Annotated in this window: 24 protein-coding genes and 1 riboswitch; of the genes, 12 read left to right on the top strand and 12 right to left on the bottom strand. The window is 68.1% G+C overall.

From position 1 onward, the window contains the following. Positions 1-7 precede the first annotated feature (7 nt). The 5 genes from ABFX46_RS11880 to ABFX46_RS11860 form a co-directional block, all read right to left on the bottom strand. Positions 8-1216, bottom strand: coding sequence for a restriction endonuclease subunit S (locus ABFX46_RS11880; RefSeq protein WP_346041849.1), 1209 nt, complete (start codon positions 1214-1216; stop codon positions 8-10). Positions 1217-1218: 2 nt separating this feature from the next. Further along, positions 1219-2736, bottom strand: a complete 1518-nt coding sequence (locus tag ABFX46_RS11875) for a type I restriction-modification system subunit M (RefSeq protein ID WP_346041848.1) — start codon at positions 2734-2736, stop codon at positions 1219-1221. A gap of 231 nt (positions 2737-2967) precedes the next feature. Then, the gene (locus ABFX46_RS11870) at positions 2968-3135 is read right to left on the bottom strand and encodes a DUF397 domain-containing protein (RefSeq protein ID WP_131941702.1); all 168 of its coding nucleotides are present in this window, start codon (positions 3133-3135) and stop codon (positions 2968-2970) included. 50 nt (positions 3136-3185) lie between these two features. After that, positions 3186-3371 (bottom strand): DUF397 domain-containing protein, encoded by a 186-nt coding sequence (locus tag ABFX46_RS11865; protein WP_131941704.1) that lies wholly within the window; start codon positions 3369-3371, stop codon positions 3186-3188. Further along, positions 3362-4168, bottom strand: coding sequence for a helix-turn-helix domain-containing protein (locus tag ABFX46_RS11860; protein ID WP_346042143.1), 807 nt, complete (start codon positions 4166-4168; stop codon positions 3362-3364). Before ABFX46_RS11860 ends, ABFX46_RS11865 begins: the two co-directional genes overlap by 10 nt. 203 nt (positions 4169-4371) lie before the next feature. Between ABFX46_RS11860 and ABFX46_RS11855 the strand changes: the two genes are divergently transcribed. The 5 genes from ABFX46_RS11855 (at position 4372) to ABFX46_RS11835 (ending at position 6407) form a co-directional block, all read left to right on the top strand. Further along, entirely contained in the window at positions 4372-4773 is a 402-nt protein-coding gene (locus ABFX46_RS11855) for an ATP-binding protein (protein WP_346041846.1), read from the top strand. Beyond that, positions 4752-5153: a hypothetical protein gene (locus ABFX46_RS11850; RefSeq protein WP_346041844.1), complete on the top strand. Its 402-nt coding sequence runs from the start codon at positions 4752-4754 to the stop codon at positions 5151-5153. The genes ABFX46_RS11855 and ABFX46_RS11850 overlap by 22 nt, the downstream gene beginning before the upstream one ends. Positions 5154-5215: 62 nt before the next feature. After that, on the top strand, positions 5216-5608 hold the full coding sequence (locus ABFX46_RS11845; protein ID WP_346041843.1) for a hypothetical protein: 393 nt from the start codon (positions 5216-5218) through the stop codon (positions 5606-5608). 112 nt (positions 5609-5720) lie between these two features. Beyond that, entirely contained in the window at positions 5721-6050 is a 330-nt protein-coding gene (locus ABFX46_RS11840) for a hypothetical protein (RefSeq protein WP_346041841.1), read from the top strand. 186 nt (positions 6051-6236) lie between these two features. Next, positions 6237-6407 (top strand): hypothetical protein, encoded by a 171-nt coding sequence (locus ABFX46_RS11835; RefSeq protein ID WP_346041840.1) that lies wholly within the window; start codon positions 6237-6239, stop codon positions 6405-6407. A gap of 282 nt (positions 6408-6689) precedes the next feature. Here ABFX46_RS11835 and ABFX46_RS11830 read toward each other — a convergent pair whose 3' ends face one another. Next, positions 6690-8525 (bottom strand): acyl-CoA dehydrogenase, encoded by a 1836-nt coding sequence (locus ABFX46_RS11830; RefSeq protein WP_346041839.1) that lies wholly within the window; start codon positions 8523-8525, stop codon positions 6690-6692. A 279-nt stretch (positions 8526-8804) separates the two neighbouring features. On the opposite strand from ABFX46_RS11830, the gene ABFX46_RS11825 reads away from it, so the two are divergent. From ABFX46_RS11825 to ABFX46_RS11805, 5 genes are all read left to right on the top strand, one after another. Next, complete coding sequence (locus ABFX46_RS11825) at positions 8805-10160, top strand: UDP-glucose dehydrogenase family protein (RefSeq protein ID WP_346041838.1); 1356 nt, start codon at positions 8805-8807, stop codon at positions 10158-10160. 38 nt (positions 10161-10198) lie between these two features. Continuing rightward, a riboswitch (guanidine-III (ykkC-III) riboswitch) is annotated at positions 10199-10261 on the top strand. A gap of 31 nt (positions 10262-10292) precedes the next feature. Next, on the top strand, positions 10293-10616 hold the full coding sequence (locus tag ABFX46_RS11820) for a DMT family transporter (protein ID WP_346041836.1): 324 nt from the start codon (positions 10293-10295) through the stop codon (positions 10614-10616). Positions 10617-10837: 221 nt separating this feature from the next. Beyond that, positions 10838-11623 carry a sporulation protein gene (locus ABFX46_RS11815; protein ID WP_346041835.1) on the top strand — a complete coding sequence of 262 codons (786 nt, stop codon included), beginning with the start codon at positions 10838-10840 and terminating at the stop codon, positions 11621-11623. An 86-nt stretch (positions 11624-11709) separates the two neighbouring features. After that, positions 11710-13167 (top strand): hypothetical protein, encoded by a 1458-nt coding sequence (locus tag ABFX46_RS11810; protein WP_346041834.1) that lies wholly within the window; start codon positions 11710-11712, stop codon positions 13165-13167. A 74-nt stretch (positions 13168-13241) separates the two neighbouring features. After that, positions 13242-13988, top strand: coding sequence for an SDR family oxidoreductase (locus tag ABFX46_RS11805; RefSeq protein ID WP_346041832.1), 747 nt, complete (start codon positions 13242-13244; stop codon positions 13986-13988). 27 nt (positions 13989-14015) lie between these two features. Here the strand turns inward: ABFX46_RS11805 and ABFX46_RS11800 are convergent, their stop codons facing one another. Then, positions 14016-14654 carry an HD domain-containing protein gene (locus tag ABFX46_RS11800; protein WP_346041831.1) on the bottom strand — a complete coding sequence of 213 codons (639 nt, stop codon included), beginning with the start codon at positions 14652-14654 and terminating at the stop codon, positions 14016-14018. A 76-nt stretch (positions 14655-14730) separates the two neighbouring features. Continuing rightward, positions 14731-15318 (bottom strand): rhomboid family intramembrane serine protease, encoded by a 588-nt coding sequence (locus ABFX46_RS11795; RefSeq protein WP_346041830.1) that lies wholly within the window; start codon positions 15316-15318, stop codon positions 14731-14733. A gap of 89 nt (positions 15319-15407) precedes the next feature. Between ABFX46_RS11795 and ABFX46_RS11790 the strand changes: the two genes are divergently transcribed. Further along, positions 15408-16337 (top strand): NADPH:quinone oxidoreductase family protein, encoded by a 930-nt coding sequence (locus tag ABFX46_RS11790; protein WP_346041828.1) that lies wholly within the window; start codon positions 15408-15410, stop codon positions 16335-16337. A 21-nt stretch (positions 16338-16358) separates the two neighbouring features. Here ABFX46_RS11790 and ABFX46_RS11785 read toward each other — a convergent pair whose 3' ends face one another. Beyond that, a complete protein-coding gene (locus ABFX46_RS11785) occupies positions 16359-16760 on the bottom strand; it encodes a WhiB family transcriptional regulator (RefSeq protein WP_428831240.1) in 402 nt (133 codons plus the stop codon). 96 nt (positions 16761-16856) lie between these two features. On the opposite strand from ABFX46_RS11785, the gene ABFX46_RS11780 reads away from it, so the two are divergent. Continuing rightward, positions 16857-17315, top strand: a complete 459-nt coding sequence (locus tag ABFX46_RS11780) for a GNAT family N-acetyltransferase (RefSeq protein ID WP_346042141.1) — start codon at positions 16857-16859, stop codon at positions 17313-17315. Between the two features lie 21 nt (positions 17316-17336). Here ABFX46_RS11780 and ABFX46_RS11775 read toward each other — a convergent pair whose 3' ends face one another. From ABFX46_RS11775 to ABFX46_RS11765, 3 genes are read right to left on the bottom strand one after another with little or no spacing between them, the layout of a single operon-like run. Then, positions 17337-18650 carry a phosphotransferase gene (locus ABFX46_RS11775; protein ID WP_346041827.1) on the bottom strand — a complete coding sequence of 438 codons (1314 nt, stop codon included), beginning with the start codon at positions 18648-18650 and terminating at the stop codon, positions 17337-17339. After that, positions 18647-19045 carry a nuclear transport factor 2 family protein gene (locus ABFX46_RS11770; RefSeq protein ID WP_346041825.1) on the bottom strand — a complete coding sequence of 133 codons (399 nt, stop codon included), beginning with the start codon at positions 19043-19045 and terminating at the stop codon, positions 18647-18649. The genes ABFX46_RS11775 and ABFX46_RS11770 overlap by 4 nt, the downstream gene beginning before the upstream one ends. 12 nt (positions 19046-19057) lie before the next feature. Then, entirely contained in the window at positions 19058-19672 is a 615-nt protein-coding gene (locus ABFX46_RS11765) for a TetR/AcrR family transcriptional regulator (protein ID WP_346041824.1), read from the bottom strand. Positions 19673-19754 lie beyond the last annotated feature (82 nt).

Below are 19754 nucleotides of genomic sequence, written 5' to 3'. Positions count from 1 at the left end.
AGATGCCTCAATCGTCCCACAACTCCCCCCGAAACGCCCGCTGTTGCAATGACCCAAACAGGTCATTCAACTCGCGCAACGAGTCCTGATGAGCACGTCGGCTCTCTTCAACCGCACGGACTCGTCTGCCGAACTCGTGCTGTAGCTCAAGCGGGGGCAACTCGATGTCGAGACCCGCCAGGCGGGACTTAGAGATATTCGGCATGGAACCCGCGCTACCGCTTGCCAACTCCTGCACTTTACGACGTTTGTGTCGATTGACAAGGAGCTGCTGGATGTACTGTCTGTCGACAGGAGCGTCCCTCTTGAAGTTGAAGCGAAAAATGAGGTCAGGCAGCAACATTTTGGGCGGAGTCTCATCGACAAGCGCGCAAGCCGCCACGAGCTCACGGGTATTCTTACGAGAGAACAAAAGGTCACCTGGGTGCACCTCATGCTTAGCGACCGGCGCGATCGCCGACGGAAGCGCCTTGTTCTCCTCTGGCTTGAAGCGGCAACTTGTTACGGCCCCCAGCTTGAGAACTCCCCATTCGCCTTCCGCAGCCGATCGGTCCAAGCAGGTAGGGCTCTTCCCACTATCGATGCCCTCCAACAAATCTTCGAAGCGAACTCTGTTCCAGCCTCGTTCATTGACGACCGGGTCGCCGAACATGTCGAGGAAGAGCGATTGAGCGAGGTCGTCGAGGAGGGCGATCGCCGCCCGCCGCTTCGCCCGCAGCGTGTCCACGCGATCCAGCACGTCTGCAACTTTCCGTTGCACATCGGTGGACGGCAGAGGGATCTCCAGAGGCCGAAGATCCTTCTTGTTCAGCTGCGGAACCGAACTCCCATTCGCGATGCTGAGCAGATCGAAGCCAAGGAACCAATGATAGAGATATCGGTGATCAAGAACGTCCGGATGCGGGTTGATCGCCATTAGGTTGGGATCGAGAATGCATGGACGGACGCTGATTCGCTTCTTGTTTGTACCGATAGCACCACCCCTCTTGGGGATGATCACGGAATCCGCAGGGCAAGTACTAGCTCTATTTCCAGGAGAAGCACTCCAGTTTCGACTACTTGTGAGCTTAACTTCATTTCCTGGGAGGTTCAGATCCGACACGCGCATCAATAGGTAGCCCGCGTCCTGTTGCTTGAACGGGACGCCATCCGGCAGAGAAGCACCGGCATAGAAATCTGCGACGTCACTCAACTTTGCGAACTTGCGATCCGCCATGGCTAGCCCAGCATCCCTTTAAGTTCCGACACACCTTGCTGAATCTCGGACTCGATGCGTTCTAGTTCTGCAACTATCTCTAGAGGTGGGCGGTGTTCGACCTCTTCGTGGACGATCTCTTTGTAGTGGTTGAGGCTAAGGTCATAGTCCTGAGCAGCGATGTCGTCCTTGGGGACGCAGAAGCTCTGTTCTGTTCTGGCGCGCTGTTGCTCGCTGCCTTCGCGCCGGTTCCAGCGAGCCAGCACGTCCGGGAGGTTGTTCTTAGCGTGGTCGACTTGGTTGAGCGGTGTGCTCGGACTGGGGCCTAGCTGAGCTTCGGGGAGGAACGGCGTGCGCTTGTCGTCCAGACTGAAGCCGTCCGCTGTCATGTCGTAGAACCAGACATTGTCTGTCCCGCCGCTGTTGGTCTTGGTGAAGACGAGAATGGCGGTGGAAACGCCCGCGTAGGGCTTGAACACCCCACTGGGCAGTTTGACGACGGCCTCTAGCTTTTGGTTTTCGACGAGTAGCTTGCGGACGCCCTTGTGTGCCTTGGTTGAGCCGAAGAGAACGCCTTCCGGAACGATGATCGCGGCGCGACCGCCAGGCTTGAGCAGGCGGAAAAATAGAGCCAGGAAGAGGAGTTCTGTCTTCTTCGTCTTGACGATCTGCTGTAGATCTTTGGCAGTGGTCTCGTAGTCGAGGCTGCCAGCGAAGGGCGGATTCGCCAAGATCAAGGAGTACTGCTCAGCCTCGTCGGCGACATTCTGTGCCAGCGAGTCGCGATGGCGGATGTCTGGTTGTTCAATGCCGTGCATGAGCATGTTCATGCTGGCGATCCGAAGCATGGTGCTGTCGAAGTCGAAGCCGTGGAACATGCTGGAGTGAAAGTGCTGCTGATTGACAGCGTCCAACAGGGCGTCGCGGTGCTCGCGTTGGACGTATTCGGCGGCGGCCACGAGGAAGCCGGCGGTTCCGCAAGCCGGGTCACAGATCTCGTCCTGCGGGCCGGGGTTCATCATCTCGACCATGAGTTGGATGATGTGCCGTGGTGTGCGGAACTGGCCGTTCTGACCCGCGGTGGCGATCTTGCTGAGCATGTACTCGTACAGATCACCCTTGGTGTCGCCCGCGCCGAGGGGGATGTCGTCCAAGAGGTCGACGGCCTTCGTCAGCAGGGTGGGGGTGGGGATGGTGAACCGGGCGTCCTTCATGTGGTGGGCGTATGTGGAGTCGTCCCCACCAAGGCGGCGCAGCCACGGGAAGACTCCTTCCCCCATCATGGTGAACATGGCCTCTGGATCGAGTTCCCTGAGCCGAGCCCACCGCAAGACATCCGTCTCATCGGTGTAGATGGGGCTCTTGATCTCGATGCCCTGGCGGCGCGCGCTGCGTTCCTTGGCCGTCTGGACGTCCTCCAGGCGGCGCAGGAACATCAGGTAGGTGATCTGCTCGATGACCTCAAGCGGGTTGGCGATCCCACCCGCCCAGAAGGCGTTCCAGAGGCGGTCGATCTTGCTCTTCAGCTCACCCGTAATCACGCCAGAACTCTAGTAGGTGTTGGCGGCGCGTGCGCCCGGCTCCCGCAGGTCGGAGGCGGTTGCTTCGACTCCCGCACGTACCCCGCAGATGTCCGCTCAGGGGATGACACTATGTTCGCGGGTGACGAGCTTTGACGCACGGCCGTCGCGCGTCAGCTGCTCCCCGTCCAGACGCATCACCTGTCATGGACAGGGGCGGACCTCGCTAGACCATCCGTCGCGCTACGTCCGTCAGAGGTCCTTGAGCGCCTGCGCGAGCCGACCGAAGTCACGGCGACTCACCACGAGTATCGGACCGTTGGGGTCTTTGCTGTCACGAAATGCCACGACGCTCGACACATCGGCGACCTCGATGCAGTTGTCGCCCTCGGCCGTGCTTCGTGAAGCCTTGCGCCACACCGGGTCCCACCAAACTTTCCCTTATTAGGCTCTCTAAAGCAGGAGCGTACCTACAAGCTCTTGAGAATGCCGGCGAAGTACCGGAAGTCCCTGCGATCGACGAAAATCTTAGGTCCGTCGGGGTCCTTGCTGTCCCGGACCGCTATTACATCGAGAACAGATGTGACTTCGACGCACTGGTCCCCGTCATCGTGGCTGCGGGATGCCTTGCGCCAGGTTGCCCTGCTCAGGTCCATCTGTCTTCAATCACCTTTCGGATAAGCGCTCGCGAATCCTCTGTGTTGAGCGCCTGCGCGTTCAGCGTTTGCATTACTTCACTAATCTTCGCAAGCTCTGACGGATCGCGGGTCGTTTCACCTCCTGTGGCTTTAACGACATAAGCGATCTCACTGCGGTCGGGCTGGGTTGCGATAGTGAACGATGCTCGCACACCTCGGTAGTAGCGGGTCCTGGCGATCTGCAGGAAGATGCCTTCCTGTAGAGACAGCTCGATCAGGTGCTCGAGTTGCTCGCGCATGACCTCCTCCGAGCCGACCTGGCGGTACAGGACGCTCTCCTCCATCACCACACTGATCATGGGGCGAGGCCTTCTCGACAAGAGCTCCTGGCGCTTCATCCGGGTAGCTACCGCTTCGTCCTCGACCAGTAGGACCCGAGCATACGCCTCCGTCTGAAATAGCCCATAGACCAGATAGTTCTCATACACCCGCAACTGGTCGGCCGATGCCTCCGCCTTCGGGAAGGCCACGAAGTGGGTCGGGTACCTGACCTGCTTGACCTTCTCCAGAAGGTCGTCCCATGCCTGGACGATCTCGCCTCCGGCGTTGAGCACGTTGTCCAGGCGTTCGGCGAAGTCCCGGCGGCACTGGGTCCGCCCGCACTCGACGTGGCTGATGTAGGACCGCGCGACGTGGACCAGGTCCGCCAGCTGGCCCTGCTTCAGGCCCGCCGCCACGCGGCACCGCTTGACCACAGTCCCGAAGCCGACCAGTTCGGGGTCGATCTTCGGCCGAGCGCCACCAGATGCCGACATGGCCACTCTCCCTCTCGTTGCTAGTAGCGCGCTAATGGCTGCTACTCGAATGTGCCTACTGCGCGACTCTCCTGAGATTTTAAGGCGCGACCTGGCTTCATGGTGTTCGTTCGATAACACAGGGTGATAGCGGCGGGTACTTCCGGTTTGGCAGGTTGGCCCGGTTCGAGATCAGCCTCCGTCCTGGCTGGAGGGGTTCACCGATGCCAGCAGTACTGCTCGCGCCCGAGGAACCGGCGCCGCTCGTCCTCGATCCGTCCGACGAGGCACCCGCGAAGGCGCGCCGCTACCTCACCGACCGGTTCCGCGAACTGGGGCACGCCGACGACTTCGTCGGCCGGCTCGTGGTTACCGAGTTGGTCACCAACAGCTACAAGCACGTCGGCATCGGGCACATCGTCGTGCGCATCTTCCCGGACGTCCGCGAGCCGCTCACCGTCATCGAGGTCTGGGACGAGAGCACCGCCCTGCCCGTCCTCCAGAGCCAGGACGACGACGCCGAGAGCGGGCGCGGGCTGCTGCTGATGGCCGAACTCGTCCACGACTGGGGCGTCCGTCCGCTCAACGAGGAAGGGAAGATCACATGGGCTCGCTGCGCCCGCTGAACGTCCAGGCGGGCCGCCACCTGCTGCGATGGCGGACCCGGCTGGGACGCTCCACCGGCATCCGCAATCTCGACCTGCTCGCCGTCGCCGTCCAGGCCAGGAGCTACCGCTTCGTCAAGCTCTACCAGGCCGACGAGTTCCCCACCCGTCCGCCAGTGCTGTGGGTGTTCGCGTTCAGCCCGGACGACCACGTCCGCATCGCCATAACCGTCCACGCCATGCCCGGCGGCGGCTGGGCCTATTACGAGGCCGGGAGCGGACGGCACGGCTACCTCTGGCCCTGGCGGCGACACCAAGCACGCCGCCGAGCAGGTGGACGCCGCCCTCAAGCACCGCATGTTCCCGTCCACCTGGTAGCGCGGCCGGAGGTATCGCGATGACCCACATTCCCGAGGCTCGGTACGGCCGGCCACCCCAGGCCCACTCGGCGCCCATGCCACCGATGTCCGCGCGTCCAGTCGGACGTCTGGAGTTGGATCTCGACATCGACCAGGCCCTCGACGATCTACAGCGCGCCTTCCCGGGGATCTGCATCTGGCACGGTGATTTCAGCGGTTCGCTGTGGGCACTCCTTCCGGACCGGCTGGTCGAAGCCAAGACGGCCGTCGATCTGGCCCGCCAACTCCACGCCGCTCTGCCCCGCCCGCGTCCCCGCATCAAGCCCGAGCCGCACGTGCGCCGCTCTCGTCCGTCCACACGGCGGGCAGACGGCACCTGGATGCCCGCGAAGTCCGCCACCCGGCAACCGGCGCAGCACGGAAGCCATGCCCGCCGCATCATCCGCTGGCTCCTCAGCACGTGCCTCCACCTAACGCCCGCGGCGCCACTCCCGTGATCGCCAACCCGGTCGGGCCCTTGACTTCCGGAGGTGATGAGGTTTGATCAGCGCTCCTGCAGATCGACGTACACCAAGTCCTCTGCGCGGTCGATCGGGCACACTGGTGCGTATGAAGGGGCACAGCGGAGAGCCGTTCAGTTACGCCGAGACCAGGCCGTATGAAGTGGCCGACTCGCTGGGTGAACTGCGGGGGCCGGAGCATGGTGTGGTGGTGCTCCCCCTGGAACTGGCCTGGGGTGGGCGGACGGAGTTCGACCTCGACGACGACTACGACCGGGCGGCGCTCTACAAGATTGTGCTGGAGGAAGGCGGGGTGGAGCACCAGCGCCGGTTGCTCAACGGGCGGCTGCTTGTGGAGCACTGGGATGAAGTCCTTCCGGCTCGTCCAGTCCGAGCCCTGTGGGAGCGGCGCTTTTCCCAGTTGCGGCATGCCGCGTGATGGATCGGTTCCAACACCGGCTGGCCCGCACCGCTCTGGAGGTCGTCGGTGACCGGGGTTTCGTGCTGGGTGGTGGGCATGCCGTTCAGATCCACGGCATGGCCGCGCGTCCCTCGGAGGGGCTGCGAGTTGAGGTGGCCCGGCGAAGGACGGGCGGAAGGGCAGTTCGTCGCTCCCTCCTGGTTCATGCCACTGCGCGGTCAACGGATCTCCCAGCCCGTCCGAAACGCCTACAAGGAGAGGTGGGCCGACGCGGGCAGACCTGCGATCGACCGGTTCGGCATCACCGTTACGCCGGAGGGGCAGACGATCTGGCTCGACTCCCCGGACAACCTCGTCGACCCGTCCTCAACGTGAACAGGCCCCCGCCTGGAGTCCGGAGGGCGGGTCAGCCTTTCGGCTCGTCCAGTCCGGACGCTATGGGAGCGGCGCCGCGTTGTTGATCTGCGGCGTGTTGTTGTTATCCGGCGGCTCATAACAACAACACGCCGCAGGTCAACGGAGCCGGTGGAGCCTGGTGGGTGCCGCACCTGCGCGCAGGGCGGGGGTGAGAGGGCGAGTCGCCGTCTGGGAGCGCGGTCTGCGTGGACGGCAGGCCCCCGCCGGGAGTTCGGCGGGGGCCTGTTTGTGCTCGCTCGGTTAGAACGCCTCTTCGGGGAGGTCCATTACGTCGAGGGTGGTCGTCTCGGTGATGGCGCGGTCGGAGGCCAGGCGCGGGAGGACGGTCTGGCAGAAGAACTGCGCGGCCGTGACCTTGCCGTTGTAGAACGCCTTGTCGGAGTCGGACACGTCGCCGCCGCCGAGGGCGGTCAGGGCGACCTCGGCCTGGCGGAGCAGGAGCCAGCCGACGATGAGGTCGCCGAGGCCGAGCAGCAGCCGGGACGAGTTGAGCCCGATCTTGTACAGCTCCTTCGGGTTCTCCATCGAGCCGAGCGCCCACCCGATCATCGGGTTGAGGATGCCCTGGACGTCCTCCAGCGCGCGGCCGAGCAGCGCCCGCTCGTTCTTCAGCCGGCCGTTGCCCGCCTCCGACTCGGCGAACGCCTGGATCTCGCCCGCGAGCACCTTCAGCGCCTCGCCGTTGTCCCGCAGGATCTTGCGGAAGAACAGGTCCTGGCCCTGGATGGCGGTGGTGCCCTCGTACAGGGTGTCGATCTTCGAGTCGCGGATGTACTGCTCGATCGGGTAGTCCTGCAGGAAGCCGGACCCGCCGAGCGTCTGGAGCGATTCGGCGCCGAGCAGCGCGTACGCGCGCTCCGAGCCGAAGCCCTTCACGATCGGCAGCAGCAGGTCGTTGATCTTCTCGGCCTGCTCGTCCTTGCGGCCCTCGTGCTCGGCGATCTGCACGGCGTCCTGGTAGGACGCGGTGAGCAGCACGAGCGCGCGCATGCCCTCGGCGTACGCCTTCTGGGTCATGAGGCTGCGCCGGACGTCCGGGTGGTGGGTGATCGTGACGCGCGGAGCGGTCTTGTCCGTCATCTGCGTCATGTCCGCACCCTGCACGCGCTCCTTGGCGTACTCCAGCGCGTTCAGGTAGCCGGTCGACAGGGTCGCGATGGCCTTGGTGCCGACCATCATCCGGGCGTACTCGATGACGAGGAACATCTGCTTGATGCCCTGGTGCACGTCGCCGACCAGGTAGCCGATGGCGGGGTGCTTCTCGCCGAAGGTCAGCTCGCAGGTCGTGGAGACCTTGAGGCCCATCTTCTTCTCGACGTTGGTGACGTAGGCGCCGTTGCGGTCGCCCAGCTCACCGGTCTCGACGTCCACCAGGTACTTGGGGACGAGGAACATCGACAGGCCCTTGGTGCCGGGGCCGGCGCCCTCGGGGCGGGCCAGCACCAGGTGGAAGATGTTCTCGGACATGTCGTGCTCGGCCGAGGTGATGAAGCGCTTGACGCCCTCGATGTGCCAGGTGCCGTCCGGCTGCCGGACGGCCTTGGCGCGCCCGGCGCCGACGTCGGAGCCCGCGTCCGGCTCGGTCAGCACCATCGTGGCGCCCCACTGCCGCTCCAGGGCCAGCTCGGCGAACTTCTTCTGCTCGGGCGTGCCGATGTGCCACAGGATCTGGGCGAAGCCGGGGCCGGAGGAGAACATGTAGACGGCCGGGTTGGCCCCCAGGACCTGCTCGGCGACGGCCCAGGTGAGGGAGCGGGGCGCGCCGCTGCCGCCGAACTCGGGGACGAGGTCGAGCCGGTACCACTCGGCGTCCATCCACGCCTTGTAGGACTTCTTGAAGCTCTCCGGCATCTCGACGGTGCCGGCGGCGGGGTCGAACTTCGGCGGGTGGCGGTCGGCGTCCTCGAAGGAGTCGGCGAGCGGCCCCTCGGCCAGCCGGTTCACCTCGTCGAGGATGCTGCGCACGGTGTCCTCGTCCAGTTCCGCGTACGGGCCGCTGCCGAGGAGGTCCTGGCGCCTGAACACCTCGAAGAGGTTGAACTCCAGGTCCCGGAGGTTGCTCTTGTAGTGCCCCATTCGAGACTCCGTCTGCTCCGGCGGCGGCCGGCGGCCCCGCTGCGTACTGGTCAGTAACTCAACATCATGCTACCCGCTGGTAACCAGTGCCAACCACCCGTGCCGCCCGGTTTCCGGGGACTCCGGCCACATCGATACCACGCCCGCGCGATCCGCGTGACGCAACTCACAAGGTGGGACAGGGTACGCGAATCCGACGGCAGCCCCTACCGCGCGCCGCCGGAGCGTGGTGGGAAGATCGACCGGGGGCGCGAACATCATGAGGACGAGGAGGTGCGCATGATCAAGGAGGAGCCCCCGGCCCCGAGGCTGACCGTCATCGGGACCGGGTACCTCGGCGCCACGCACGCCATCTGCATGGCCGTGCTGGGCTTCGAGGTCCTCGGCGTGGACGTCGACCGGAACAAGATCGACCGGCTGGCGTCCGGCGAGGTCCCGATCTTCGAGCCCGGACTGCCGGAGCTGCTCACCAAGGCGCTCGACTCCGGCCGGCTCCGGTTCACCACCTCCTTCGCGGAGGCGGGCGCGTTCGGCGACGTCCACTTCATCTGCGTGGGGACGCCGCAGCAGCCCGATTCGGACGCCGCCGACCTGACCTACGTCGACGAGGCCGTCCGCTCCCTCGCCCCGCACCTGCGCCGCCGCGCCCTCGTCGTCGGCAAGTCCACGGTGCCGGTCGGGACGGCCGCGCGGCTCACCGGGCTCGTCCAGGAGCTGGCGCCCGCCGGCGAAGAGGTCGAGCTGGCGTGGAACCCCGAGTTCCTGCGCGAGGGGTTCGCCGTCGACGACACCCTGCGCCCGGACCGGCTGGTGTTCGGCGTCACCTCCGACTGGGCGGACGAGCGGCTGCGCGCGGCGTTCAAGCCCGTCCTCGACCTCGGGACCCCGGTCGTCCGCACCGACCTCGCCACCGCCGAGCTGGTCAAGGTCGCCGCGAACTCCTTCCTCGCCACCAAGATCTCCTACATCAACGCGATGGCGGAGGTCTGCGAGGCGGTCGGCGCCGACGTCAAGGACCTCGCCGACTCGCTCGCGCTGGACGACCGCATCGGCGGCAAGTTCCTGAAACCGGGGCTCGGCTTCGGCGGCGGGTGCCTGCCCAAAGACATCCGGGCGTTCGCGCACCGCGCCGAGGAGATCGGCGTCGGCCAGGCCGTGTCGTTCCTGCGCCAGGTGGACGACATCAACCGGCGGCGCCGCGCCCGCACGGTCGACCTCGTCCGGGAACTGCTCGGCGGCGACTTCGCCGGCAAGCGCATCGCGGCGTGGGGCGCGGCGTTCAAGCCCAACTCCGACGACATCAGGGACGCGCCCGCGCTGGACGTGGCGCGCACGATGCACGGCCTCGGCGGGGACGTCCGCGTCTACGACCCGGCCGCGCTCGGCAACGCCCGCGCCGCGTTCCCCGAGCTGCGGTACGGCGACAGCGCGCTCGACGTCGCCCGGGACGCGGACGTCGTCGTCCTGCTGACCGAGTGGTCGGACTTCCGCCAGGTCGACCCGGCGGCGCTGGCCGAGGTCGTCCGGCACCGGCGGATCGTGGACGGACGGCACGCCCTCGACGCCGCGCAGTGGCGCCGGGCGGGCTGGGAGTACCGCGCACTCGGCCGCTCCTACGCGCACAACCGCACGTAGGCAACGGGAACACCGCGCGCGGCGGGGCCGTTGGCGGAGGTGAGGGCCCGTGGTCCTCCCGGACGAGGTGCGCCGTACCCGGAATGCGAAGACGACGCGTGACCACCGTCGTCTCACTCCGGGAGTACAGCCATGGCCTGGATCCTCGTCATCGTCGCCGGCCTCGTCGAGGTCGCGATGGCCCTGTGCCTGAAGGCCAGCAAGGGCTTCACCGAGCCGCTGCCCGCCGCCGGCTTCCTCGTGTTCGCCGCGACGAGCTTCGGCCTGCTCAGCCTGGCGCTCAAGAACCTCGACGTCGGCACGGCCTACGCCGTCTGGGTCGGGATCGGCGCGGTCGGGACGGCCGCGCTCGGCATGCTCGTCATGGGCGACCAGGTCTCCGCCGTCAAGATCGTCGCGCTGGCGTTCATCATCCTCGGCGTCATCGGCCTGAACCTCGCCGGCGGCGGCCACTGACCCGGCGGGCGCCGAACCGGCGGGCACTGAACCGGCGGGCGCCGAACCGGGCCCGACGGCATGGAACGCGGCCGCCCGCAAGTCCCGCGGGCGGCCGCTCACGGCCATGTGACCGGCTGGTTCGCAGGTCACAGCAGGCTGCCCGGAACGTAATCTCCCGTAACAGCGTCTATGGGACGAGAAGAGCGCGGGGAGTGCTCGTACACGGGAGGGACCGAACCTTGGTCTTCAAGAAGCTGCGGCAGGCGATGGGCATCGGCGGCCCGTCGATCGAAACGATCCTGCACGACCCGAACACGACGCCGGGCGGTGTCGTCACCGGTGAGGTCACCATCATCGGCGGCCAGTACAACTCCGACATCAAGTCGGTGAACCTCGCCCTGCGCACCAAGGTCGAGGTCGAGTCCGGCGACAACGAGTACCACTCCAACCTGGAGTACGCGAAGATGCCCGTCGCGGGCGGGTTCAGCCTGCAGGAGGGCGCGCGGCACAGCATCCCGTTCCAGTTCCCCATCCCGTGGGAGGCGCCGCTCACCCACATGTACGGGCACCCCCTGCACGGCACCACGGTCGGCATCGCGACCGAGCTGGAGGTCGCGGGCGCGCTCGACCCGGGCGACCTCGACCCGATCGCCGTCCACCCGCTGCCCGCGCAGGAGCGCATCCTCGCCGCCTTCTCCAACCTCGGTTTCCAGTTCCGCAACGCCGACTGCGAGAAGGGGCGCATCTGGGGCGTCCACCAGGAGCTGCCGTTCTACCAGGAGATCGAGTTCTACCCGCCGGGCCAGTACGCGCGCGGCATCAAGCAGCTCGAAGTGACGTTCGTGTCGTACCCGCAGTCGATGGAGGTCGTGCTGGAGCTGGACAAGCGCGGCGGCGTGTTCACCGAGGGGCACGACGCGTTCAGCCGGTTCACCGTCGACTACGCGAGCGTCGACCACACCGACTGGGAGCGGCAGCTCGACGGCTTCCTCCAGGACGCCGGCCGCCGCCGCGGCTTCTTCTAAGCGTTCACCCCACGATCCCCTCCGCGATGCCGGCCGCGGAGGGGATCGCCGCGTAAGAAGAGGTCTTCCGTGTAGAAAGAGGTTCCGTGCCCCTTCCCCCCGGACTGAACGACGCGGAACGGCGCCTCTGGGCCGCGTTCCCCACCGGCGCGACCGTCGTCCTCGGCGACGACCTCCCCGCCGGACCCGACCCCGACCGGATCGTCCGCGGTGAGACCATCACCAAGCTGCTCCTCGGCGCCTGCGAGACCCGTGCGGGCGCGGTCGCGGCCGTCCGGCTGCGCGGCGCGTACATCACCGGCCGAGTGGACGTCACCGGCGGCACGGTCGAGCACGAGCTGCGGCTGGAGAACTGCCGGCTCGTCTCGGAACCGGACTTCTCCAACGCCGAGACCAGGCAGCTGCGGCTGTCCGGCTGCCGGATGCCGGGCTTCGACGGCGGCGGGCTGCGCGCGGACGGCTACCTCAGCCTGTCCGGGTCGCGGATCGAGGGCTCGGTGCGGCTGCCGAGGGCGCAGCTCGGCGGCGGCCTCCGGATGAACGGCACGCACATCACGGTGTCCGATCCCGACCAGTGGGCGGTCTTCAGCGGCGGGCTGGTCGTGGACGTCGGCGCGTTCATCCGGGACGCCGAGATCACCGGCGGCGTCCGGCTCGTCGGCGCGCGGATGAACGGCGGCCTGTTCATGGAGCGCACCGTCCTGTCCAACCCCGGCCGGATCGCCCTGGACGCGCAGAACATGGTGGTCGAGGACGCCGCCGAGCTGAGCAACGGGTTCACCGCGCTCGGCACCGTCCGGCTGCGCAGCGCCCGCTTCAACGGCATCCTGTCGTTCTCCAAGGCGCGGCTCGACTCGTCCGATCCGACGCGGATGGCGCTGCACGCCAGCCACATCCAGGCCGACGAGCTGCTGCTGTGGCCGGAGGGGAAGATCAAGGGCCGGGTGTCGCTGTCGTACTCCCGGATCGACCTGATCATGGACCACCCGTCGGTCTGGCCGGACGAGCTCTACCTCAACGGCATGACGTACCAGACGCTGCGCGGCGCCGAGTTCAAGGACCGGCTCAGCTGGGTGTCGCGGGACAAGGAGTTCCATCTCCAGCCGTACGAGCAGCTCGCCGCCTGGTACCACAGCATCGGCTCCGACGACGTCGCGCGGAAGGTGCAGCTCGCCAAGCTGCGGGCCCGCCGGCGGCGGCTGAACCCGGTCGGCAAGGCGTGGAACCACCTCCTGGACTGGACGGTCGGGTTCGGCTACCGGCCGTGGCTCGCGTTCGCGTGGTTCGCGGCGCTGCTGGCGCTCGGGACGACGGTGTTCTCGATCGAGCATCCCCGTCCGGTCAAGCCGGGCGACGAGCTGCCGTCGTTCCACGCGCTGATCTACACGCTCGACCTGCTGATCCCGCTCGACACGTTCGGGCAGCAGCTGTCCTACGACGCGGTGAACTGGTCGCGCTGGGTCGCCTACGGGCTCGTCACGACGGGCTGGGTGCTGGCCACGGCCCTGATCGCCGGGGTGACGCGCGTGCTGCGCCCCAACTGACGCGCGTCCGGCGCGCGAACCAACACACCGCCCCGGGCGTCCACCCGGGTAGGGATCGACCAGAATGGGACTCCATGGGCACGTATCTGATCACGGGGGCGACGGGCGGCATCGGGACGGCGGTCGCCGAACTGCTGCGCGAGCGCGGGCACGACCTGGTCCTCACCGGCCGCTCCCCCGAACGCCTCGAACGGCTGGCGAAGGAGCTCGCGACCGGCGCGCACTCCGCCACCCAGGTCATCAACCCGGGCGCGGTGGCGTCGCCGGCGCGGAACGCGTCCGTCACGACGATCCCGCTCGACCTGACGGAGCCGCGCCGCATCGAGGCGTCCCTCGCGGCGGCCGGGCCGCCCGAGCGGCTGGACGGCGTCGTCCACGCCGCGGGCATGGTGCACCTGTCGCCGGTCGCCGAGCTGGAGGCCGACGAGTGGATGGAGCACCTGTCGGTCAACCTCGTCTCGGCGGCGGAGATGACGCGCCTGCTGCTGCCCGCGCTGCGCGCCGCCGGAGGCCACGTCGTCTTCGTGAACTCCACGGCCGGCCTGCGCGCGAACCCCGAGTGGTCGGCGTACGCGGCGAGCAAGTTCGGCCTCCGCGCGCTGGCCGACTCGCTGCGCGCCGAGGAGCCGTCCCTGCGCGTCACGACCGTGTACCCGGGCCGGACGGCCACGGAGATGCAGCGCAAGGTCCGCGCCCAGGAGGGCCACCCGTACGCCGAGGACGACTTCGCCGCTCCCGCAACCGTCGCCCGCGTCCTGGTGGCGGCGCTGGAGACCCCGCGCGACGCGGTCGTCTCCGACGTCACCGTCCGCCCGAACTAGCCGCGGCCGAGCCGGACGGCGCCCTCCTCACTCCGGCCACGGATTGTCGAGGACCATCTGGACGAAGTCGTCGCGCTGGAAACCGTCCATGTAGTGCTGGAGGACGTCGGCATTCATATTGCCGAAGGTCGTCTGCGGGCGATGGACGTTGCCTTCGGTGAACGCGCCCAGGATGCGGTTCTTGAAGTCGGGCCGCGGGTGGGCGTCCGTCACGGCGCGCCGTTGCTCGTCGGTCAGGTCGTTGTAGCCGATCCCCAGTACGTCGGTCTCCACCCCAGCGGTGACAAGGGCGATCTCAGGGTCGAGGAACTCGGGGACGCCGGGCGTGGTGTGCAAGGCGATGCCGAGCCACACCGTACGTGCGTCGACCTCGCTGTAGCCGCGCTCAAGGAGGAAGTCCCGCGCGGCGTGGGCGCCGTCGACCTCGAAGCGCAGTTGCGACTCCCGGTAGCCGGAGGTCAGGCCGATGTCATGGAACATCGCTCCCGTGTAGAGGAGTTCCAGGTCGGGCGTCAGCCCCCGGGCCTGGCCTTTGAGCGCGCCGAAGAGGAACACGCGCCGTGAGTGGTCGTAGAGCAGGTCGTCCTCGGTGTCGCGGATGTACTCCGTGACGTCCCGGACGAGCGGTGTGTCAGGAATGGTGATGCCTGCGATCGTCTCCCCCATGGGGCCGGGGTTACCCGCATCGCCCCGAGGCACGCGCGCGAGACGTCCTCCGGCTCAGTTCCGGCTCAGTTCCGGCTCAGTTCCGGCGCAGGAACCAGGACGCGAGGACGCCGCCGATCAGCCCGAACAGGTGCCCCTGCCATGAGATGCCGGGATCGCCCGGGATGACACCGAAGATCATCGTCCCGTAGACGGCGACGACGGCGACCGCGATGCCGATGTCGAGCAGCCGCCGCTCGAAGATCCCCCGTCCGACCAGGTAGCCGAAGAACCCGAAGATCAGGATGCTGGACCCGAGCGTGTTCGCCGAGCTGAGGAACCACACCCCGAGCCCGCCGACCACGATGATGATCAGGCTGGCGGCCAGGAACTTGGCGATGCCGCGCGCCGCCGCGATGAACCCGAGGATGAGGAACGGCAGCGTGTTGGCCATGAGGTGGCCGAAGCCGGCGTGCATGAACGGGGCGGTGAAGATGTCCGGCAGGTCGTCCACGTCGCGCGGCTGGATCCCGAACCGGTCGAGCCACCCGTTGGTCGTGTAGTCGAACGCCTCCAGGACCCACATCACCGCGGTGATCGAACCGATCAGGATCAGCGACGACAGGGCACGGACGCCGTGCTTGGCCAGTTCGTCGGACCGCTGCCGGTCGGGGGTGTAGCTCATGTCCTCCACCGTAAGTCCGATGGTCCTTGACTCGTCAACGAGCGGACCGTCCGGAAGGTGCCACCGGGCCTTTCCGGCATAGTGGACGGATGCGCGCAGCGATCTGTGAGGAACTCGGCTCGGTCGTCGTCACGGACACCGAGGCTCCCGCCACCGGCCCCGGTCAGGTGCTCATCGCGGTGGAGGCGGCCGGGGTCAACTACGTGGACGCCCTCTTCGTCCAGGGCCGCTACCAGATCAAGCCGCCGCTCCCGTTCGTCCCGGGCAGCGAGGTCGCGGGGACGCTGCCGTCCGGTGAGCGCGTCCTGGCGATGTGCGGACTGGGCGGCTTCGCGACGCACGTCGCGGTGCCCGCCGCCTCGGCCGTCCCGATCCCGGACGAACTGGACTTCCCCCGCGCGGCGACCTTCACCCAGAGCTACTGCACGGCCCTGTTCGCCCTGCGCGACCGCGCGAACCTGCAACCGGGCGAAACAGTGCTGGTCCTGGGCGCCGGCGGCGGCGTGGGCCTGGCGGCCGTCCAGATCGCGAAGGCCATGGGCGCGCGTGTCCTGGCCGCGGCGTCGACACCGTCCAAGCTGGAGGCGGCCCGCCGAGCAGGCGCCGACGAAACGGTGTCCACCACCGAGGACGTCAAGTCCGCGGCCCGCGCCTGGTCGGACGGCGGCGTCGACATGGTCTACGACCCGGTCGGAGGCACTCTCGCCGACCCGGCCCTGCGCGCCCTCCGTGAACGGGGCCGCTACGTGGTGATCGGGTTCGCGTCCGGGGACATCCCGTCCCTCCCGCTGAACCAGGTCCTGCTGCGCAACCGCGCCGTCGTCGGCGTCGACTGGGGCGCCTGGTCGATGGGCAACCCGCTCGACCAGCGCGCCCTTCTGGAAGAACTCCTCGCCATGGTCGCCAAGGGCGACCTCAGCCCGGTGCCGCCCCGCACGGCACCGCTGGCGTCGGCGGCGGAGGTCCTGGACGACCTGCTGAACCGCCGCGTCGTGGGGAAGGTGGCGCTCCTCCCCTAGCGGCTCCGCTCGGCGGCTCCGCTAGGCGGCCGAGGCGTGCTCGGACTCGGACGCGTCGCCGCGCACCACGATGACGGGCAGCGGCCTGCGGGCCGGGGCGTCGGCCGTCCGGCGGAGGTAGCGGCGCTCCTCCGGGGTCGTCCCGCCCCAGATGCCGTCGGGCTCACCGACCTTCAGCGCCCACGCGAGGCACTCGGCCTTCACCGGGCAGTTCGCACAGATCGCCTTGGCGGCGTCCTCCTGCGCCTGGAGCACCGGCGCGGAGTAGCCGATCGGGAAGAAGAGGTCGGGGTCGGCCCCGCGGCAGATGGCGTGGTCGGTCCAGTGCTCTTCGTTCTCGTTGTTCTCGTTGACGTGCATTGGCTTCTCCCTGCGCCGCGACGAGACCACCGTGCGGTTCTTCTCGGCGGGGGTGGTCTCCACTCAACGTAGTACTACAACCCGTAGTACTACAAGACATACGTGAACGTTGCAACTTAGCGTCCGGATAACCTGGGAGGTGTGCAGCGTGATCAAGAAGTGACCTTCCGCGAGGCAACGGTGGCCGATCTTCCGCAGATCGTCCGGCTCCTCGCCGACGATCCCCTCGGATCGACCCGCGAAACCCCGGGGGACGAGATCCCGGAGGCCTACTTCACCGCCTTCGCCGCGATCGAGAAGGACCCCAACAACGCCGTGATCGTCGCGGAGTCCGGGGGCGAGCTCGCCGGCACGCTCCAGCTCACCTTCATCCCCGGCCTCACCTACACCGGCGGCGAGCGCGCCCAGATCGAGGGCGTCCGCATCGCCGCCGAGCAGCGCGGCCGCGGGGTCGGCCAGCTCATGATCACCTGGGCCATCGACCAGGCCCGCGCCCGCGGCTGCCGCGTCGTCCAGCTCACCACCGACCGGCAGCGGCCCGACGCCATCCGCTTCTACCAGAAGATCGGCTTCCGCCCCTCCCACATGGGCATGAAGTACCACCTCACCGACACGTGACCTCCCTCACCCACCGTCCGGTCAGGCTGCCGGGAGGGAGAGGTGGCGGGGGTTGGCGACGGTGAGTTTGTCCACGATCGCATCCCGGACTGCTTGAGTCACCTCTTCCATGCGGGTGTCCAGGGTGCCTTCGCGGATGGCCTCGGCCAGGTCTGCGTCGGACTCGCAGTTCAGGTCGCGCAGGCGCTTCTCGTGGGCGGCCTTGTGGGGCTCGCCCAGGAGCAGTTCTCGGCGGGCTATCGCCAGGGCCGCGGCGGCTACTCGGGCGTGGAAGCGGAGGCGGTCGTCGGGCTGGTCCGCCTGAAGGAGGAAGGCGCTTACCGCGTCGATGAGGGCCTGCGCGTCGGGACGGTCGTGCGGGGGTGTGTCGGTCGGGTGGGTCGTTTCCAAAGGGTCTTGGACGGTCGTGGGTTCCGTTAGGCCCATGGCTAGGAGCAGGTCGTGTTCTTGTTCGCAGACCTTGCGGCCCAGGACGGCGTACTCGATGGACGGGTCCGATCCGTTCAGGTAGCGCTCGGCCTGGTGGCGGCACAGGATCGTCCAGCGGAGGGTGCCGTAGACCTCCCACCAGTGGAGTTCCTCCAGGGTGGGCGGGGTGCCGCCGGCGGCGGCGTAGCCGGCTAGGAGGTCTTCGCGCGAGCCGAAGCCGCCTACCGGGTGCGGTGAGTTGAAGCGCCAGGCTTTCGTGCAGAGCCAGCCCAGGTCTTCGGCCGGGTCGCCGAGGTGGGTCAGTTCCCAGTCGAGGACGCCGCGCACGCCCGTTTCGTCGATCATCAGGTTGCCGTTGCGGAAGTCGCCGTGGACGACCGTCCGGCGGTCGGAGGCTGGTGGACGGTTGTCGTTCAGCCAGCGCAGCGCCAGTTCGACGGCGGGACGGGGCTCGAAGTTCGCGTAGTGCTCGGTGATGGCGTCCAGGGGGTCGAGGTCGGGGAGGTCCGGGACGGGGGCCATCGTGTGCAGGCGCGCCAGGATCTCGCCGAGTTCGCGGGCCAGTCGCGGGCGGATCTCCGCGAAGCGGTCGTCGCGGAGGAGGCGGCGGGGGATCGTCTCGCCGGGCAGCCGCTCCATGATCAGGAAGGGGGCGCCGGCCAGGTCGGCGCCGTGGTCGGCGAGGGCCGGGACGGGGACGCCGGCCGCGGCGGCGGAGGCCAGCAGGGCCGCCTCGCGGGCCATCGCGGTCGGGTCGGGGGAGCCGGGCGGGTCGCGGCGCAGGATCAGCGCGCGGCCGTCGGCGTCGAACGACCAGGTCTCGCGGCTGGCACCGCCGGACAGGCGGCGCAGCCCGGTGACCGCCGCGTCGAGGCGGGCCGCGAGCGCGGCCTCCACGGCGGTCATGCGCGGGCCGCGCGCTGGGCCGCGGCGAGGTCGCGGAGCGGGTCGCTGCCCCGGGTGTCGGCGTACTCCTCGATGCGGGTGATCCGGCCGCCGGAGACGGTGGCGAACAGGCAGGCGGCCATCTCGACCGGCGTGCCGTCGGGGAGGCTGCCGCGCAGGACGTGCCGCTGGACGTAGCCGTCCGGGAGCGGGTCGCGGCGGACGTCCTCGTAGCGGAAGTCGCGCAGGTTGCGCGACAGCCAGCGCAGGGTGCGGAGGTTGTCGTCCACGGCCTGCTCGGAGCCGCCTCCCGGGCCTCCGTTGTGCCAGATGCGGGCGTCCGGCGCGTAGATCGCGCGGAGGGCGTCGACGTCTCCGGAGGTGATGGCGGTCATGAAGCGGTCGGCGATCTCCACGGGTCTCCTTCGTCAGGACGGCAGGCCGAGGGCGCGCACGGTGAGCGCGTCGAGGGTGTCCAGCAGGCGCTCGGTGCCCTGTTGATCATCGCCTTGGACGAGCCACAGGTACAGGGAGTGGTCGACCATCGCGGCGAGCGCGCGGGCCGTCATCTCGGGGTCGAGGTCGGCGGGGACGAGCCCCTCGCGCTGCCAGCGCGCGATCGCCTTGGCCGAGCGCGCGACCGAGGCGGCGCGGTGCTTGCGCCGGAGCTCCTGGAACTCCTCGTTGAACGTGGCGACCTGCTCGACGATCGCCATCATCTTCGCGTTGCGCCGGTAGCCCTCGTAGTAGGCGCGGTTGGCGCGGCGGATGCGCGCGGCCGGCGTCGGGCCGGCTAAGGGGACGAGGTTGTGGCCCGTCATGTCCTGGAACAGCCGGTCGGCGACCTCCAGGAACACCGCTTCCTTGGACGGGAAGTAGGTGTAGAAGGACCCGTAGGCCACCCCGGCGTGCCGGGTGATGTGCGCGACGCGGGTCTCGGGGAAGCCTCGCTCCTCGAACACCTCGCGGGCGGCGGTGAGGAGACGCTCCCTGGTCCGGGCGCCGCGTTCGGTGAGCGGCTGGCCGCCGGGTTCGTCCCGCATCTGCGTGGTTCCTTTCGCCCGGGGGTGTTGACAACCGGATGTCAGACGGAACAGTATCCGAGCATCGAGCAACTTGATATGA

It is taken from the genome of Actinomadura chokoriensis (assembly GCF_039529475.1).
In the GTDB taxonomy this organism is placed as follows: Bacteria; Actinomycetota; Actinomycetes; order Streptosporangiales; family Streptosporangiaceae; genus Spirillospora; species Spirillospora bangladeshensis.
This window is presented reverse-complemented; position numbering and strand designations above follow the sequence as displayed.

What these genes read in the sequence shown, in the direction of transcription:
- ABFX46_RS11880 (WP_346041849.1), bottom strand. Translation starts at nt 1,216, where the DNA reads ATGGCGGATCGCAAGTTCGCAAAGTTGAGTGACGTCGCAGATTTCTAT.
- ABFX46_RS11865 (WP_131941704.1), bottom strand. Translation starts at nt 3,371, where the DNA reads ATGGACCTGAGCAGGGCAACCTGGCGCAAGGCATCCCGCAGCCACGAT.
- ABFX46_RS11860 (WP_346042143.1), bottom strand. Translation starts at nt 4,168, where the DNA reads ATGTCGGCATCTGGTGGCGCTCGGCCGAAGATCGACCCCGAACTGGTC.
- ABFX46_RS11855 (WP_346041846.1), top strand. Translation starts at nt 4,372, where the DNA reads ATGCCAGCAGTACTGCTCGCGCCCGAGGAACCGGCGCCGCTCGTCCTC.
- ABFX46_RS11850 (WP_346041844.1), top strand. Translation starts at nt 4,752, where the DNA reads ATGGGCTCGCTGCGCCCGCTGAACGTCCAGGCGGGCCGCCACCTGCTG.
- ABFX46_RS11845 (WP_346041843.1), top strand. Translation starts at nt 5,216, where the DNA reads ATGTCCGCGCGTCCAGTCGGACGTCTGGAGTTGGATCTCGACATCGAC.
- ABFX46_RS11840 (WP_346041841.1), top strand. Translation starts at nt 5,721, where the DNA reads ATGAAGGGGCACAGCGGAGAGCCGTTCAGTTACGCCGAGACCAGGCCG.
- ABFX46_RS11835 (WP_346041840.1), top strand. Translation starts at nt 6,237, where the DNA reads ATGCCACTGCGCGGTCAACGGATCTCCCAGCCCGTCCGAAACGCCTAC.
- ABFX46_RS11830 (WP_346041839.1), bottom strand. Translation starts at nt 8,525, where the DNA reads ATGGGGCACTACAAGAGCAACCTCCGGGACCTGGAGTTCAACCTCTTC.
- ABFX46_RS11825 (WP_346041838.1), top strand. Translation starts at nt 8,805, where the DNA reads ATGATCAAGGAGGAGCCCCCGGCCCCGAGGCTGACCGTCATCGGGACC.
- ABFX46_RS11820 (WP_346041836.1), top strand. Translation starts at nt 10,293, where the DNA reads ATGGCCTGGATCCTCGTCATCGTCGCCGGCCTCGTCGAGGTCGCGATG.
- ABFX46_RS11805 (WP_346041832.1), top strand. Translation starts at nt 13,242, where the DNA reads ATGGGCACGTATCTGATCACGGGGGCGACGGGCGGCATCGGGACGGCG.
- ABFX46_RS11800 (WP_346041831.1), bottom strand. Translation starts at nt 14,654, where the DNA reads ATGGGGGAGACGATCGCAGGCATCACCATTCCTGACACACCGCTCGTC.
- ABFX46_RS11795 (WP_346041830.1), bottom strand. Translation starts at nt 15,318, where the DNA reads ATGAGCTACACCCCCGACCGGCAGCGGTCCGACGAACTGGCCAAGCAC.
- ABFX46_RS11790 (WP_346041828.1), top strand. Translation starts at nt 15,408, where the DNA reads ATGCGCGCAGCGATCTGTGAGGAACTCGGCTCGGTCGTCGTCACGGAC.
- ABFX46_RS11775 (WP_346041827.1), bottom strand. Translation starts at nt 18,650, where the DNA reads ATGACCGCCGTGGAGGCCGCGCTCGCGGCCCGCCTCGACGCGGCGGTC.
- ABFX46_RS11765 (WP_346041824.1), bottom strand. Translation starts at nt 19,672, where the DNA reads ATGCGGGACGAACCCGGCGGCCAGCCGCTCACCGAACGCGGCGCCCGG.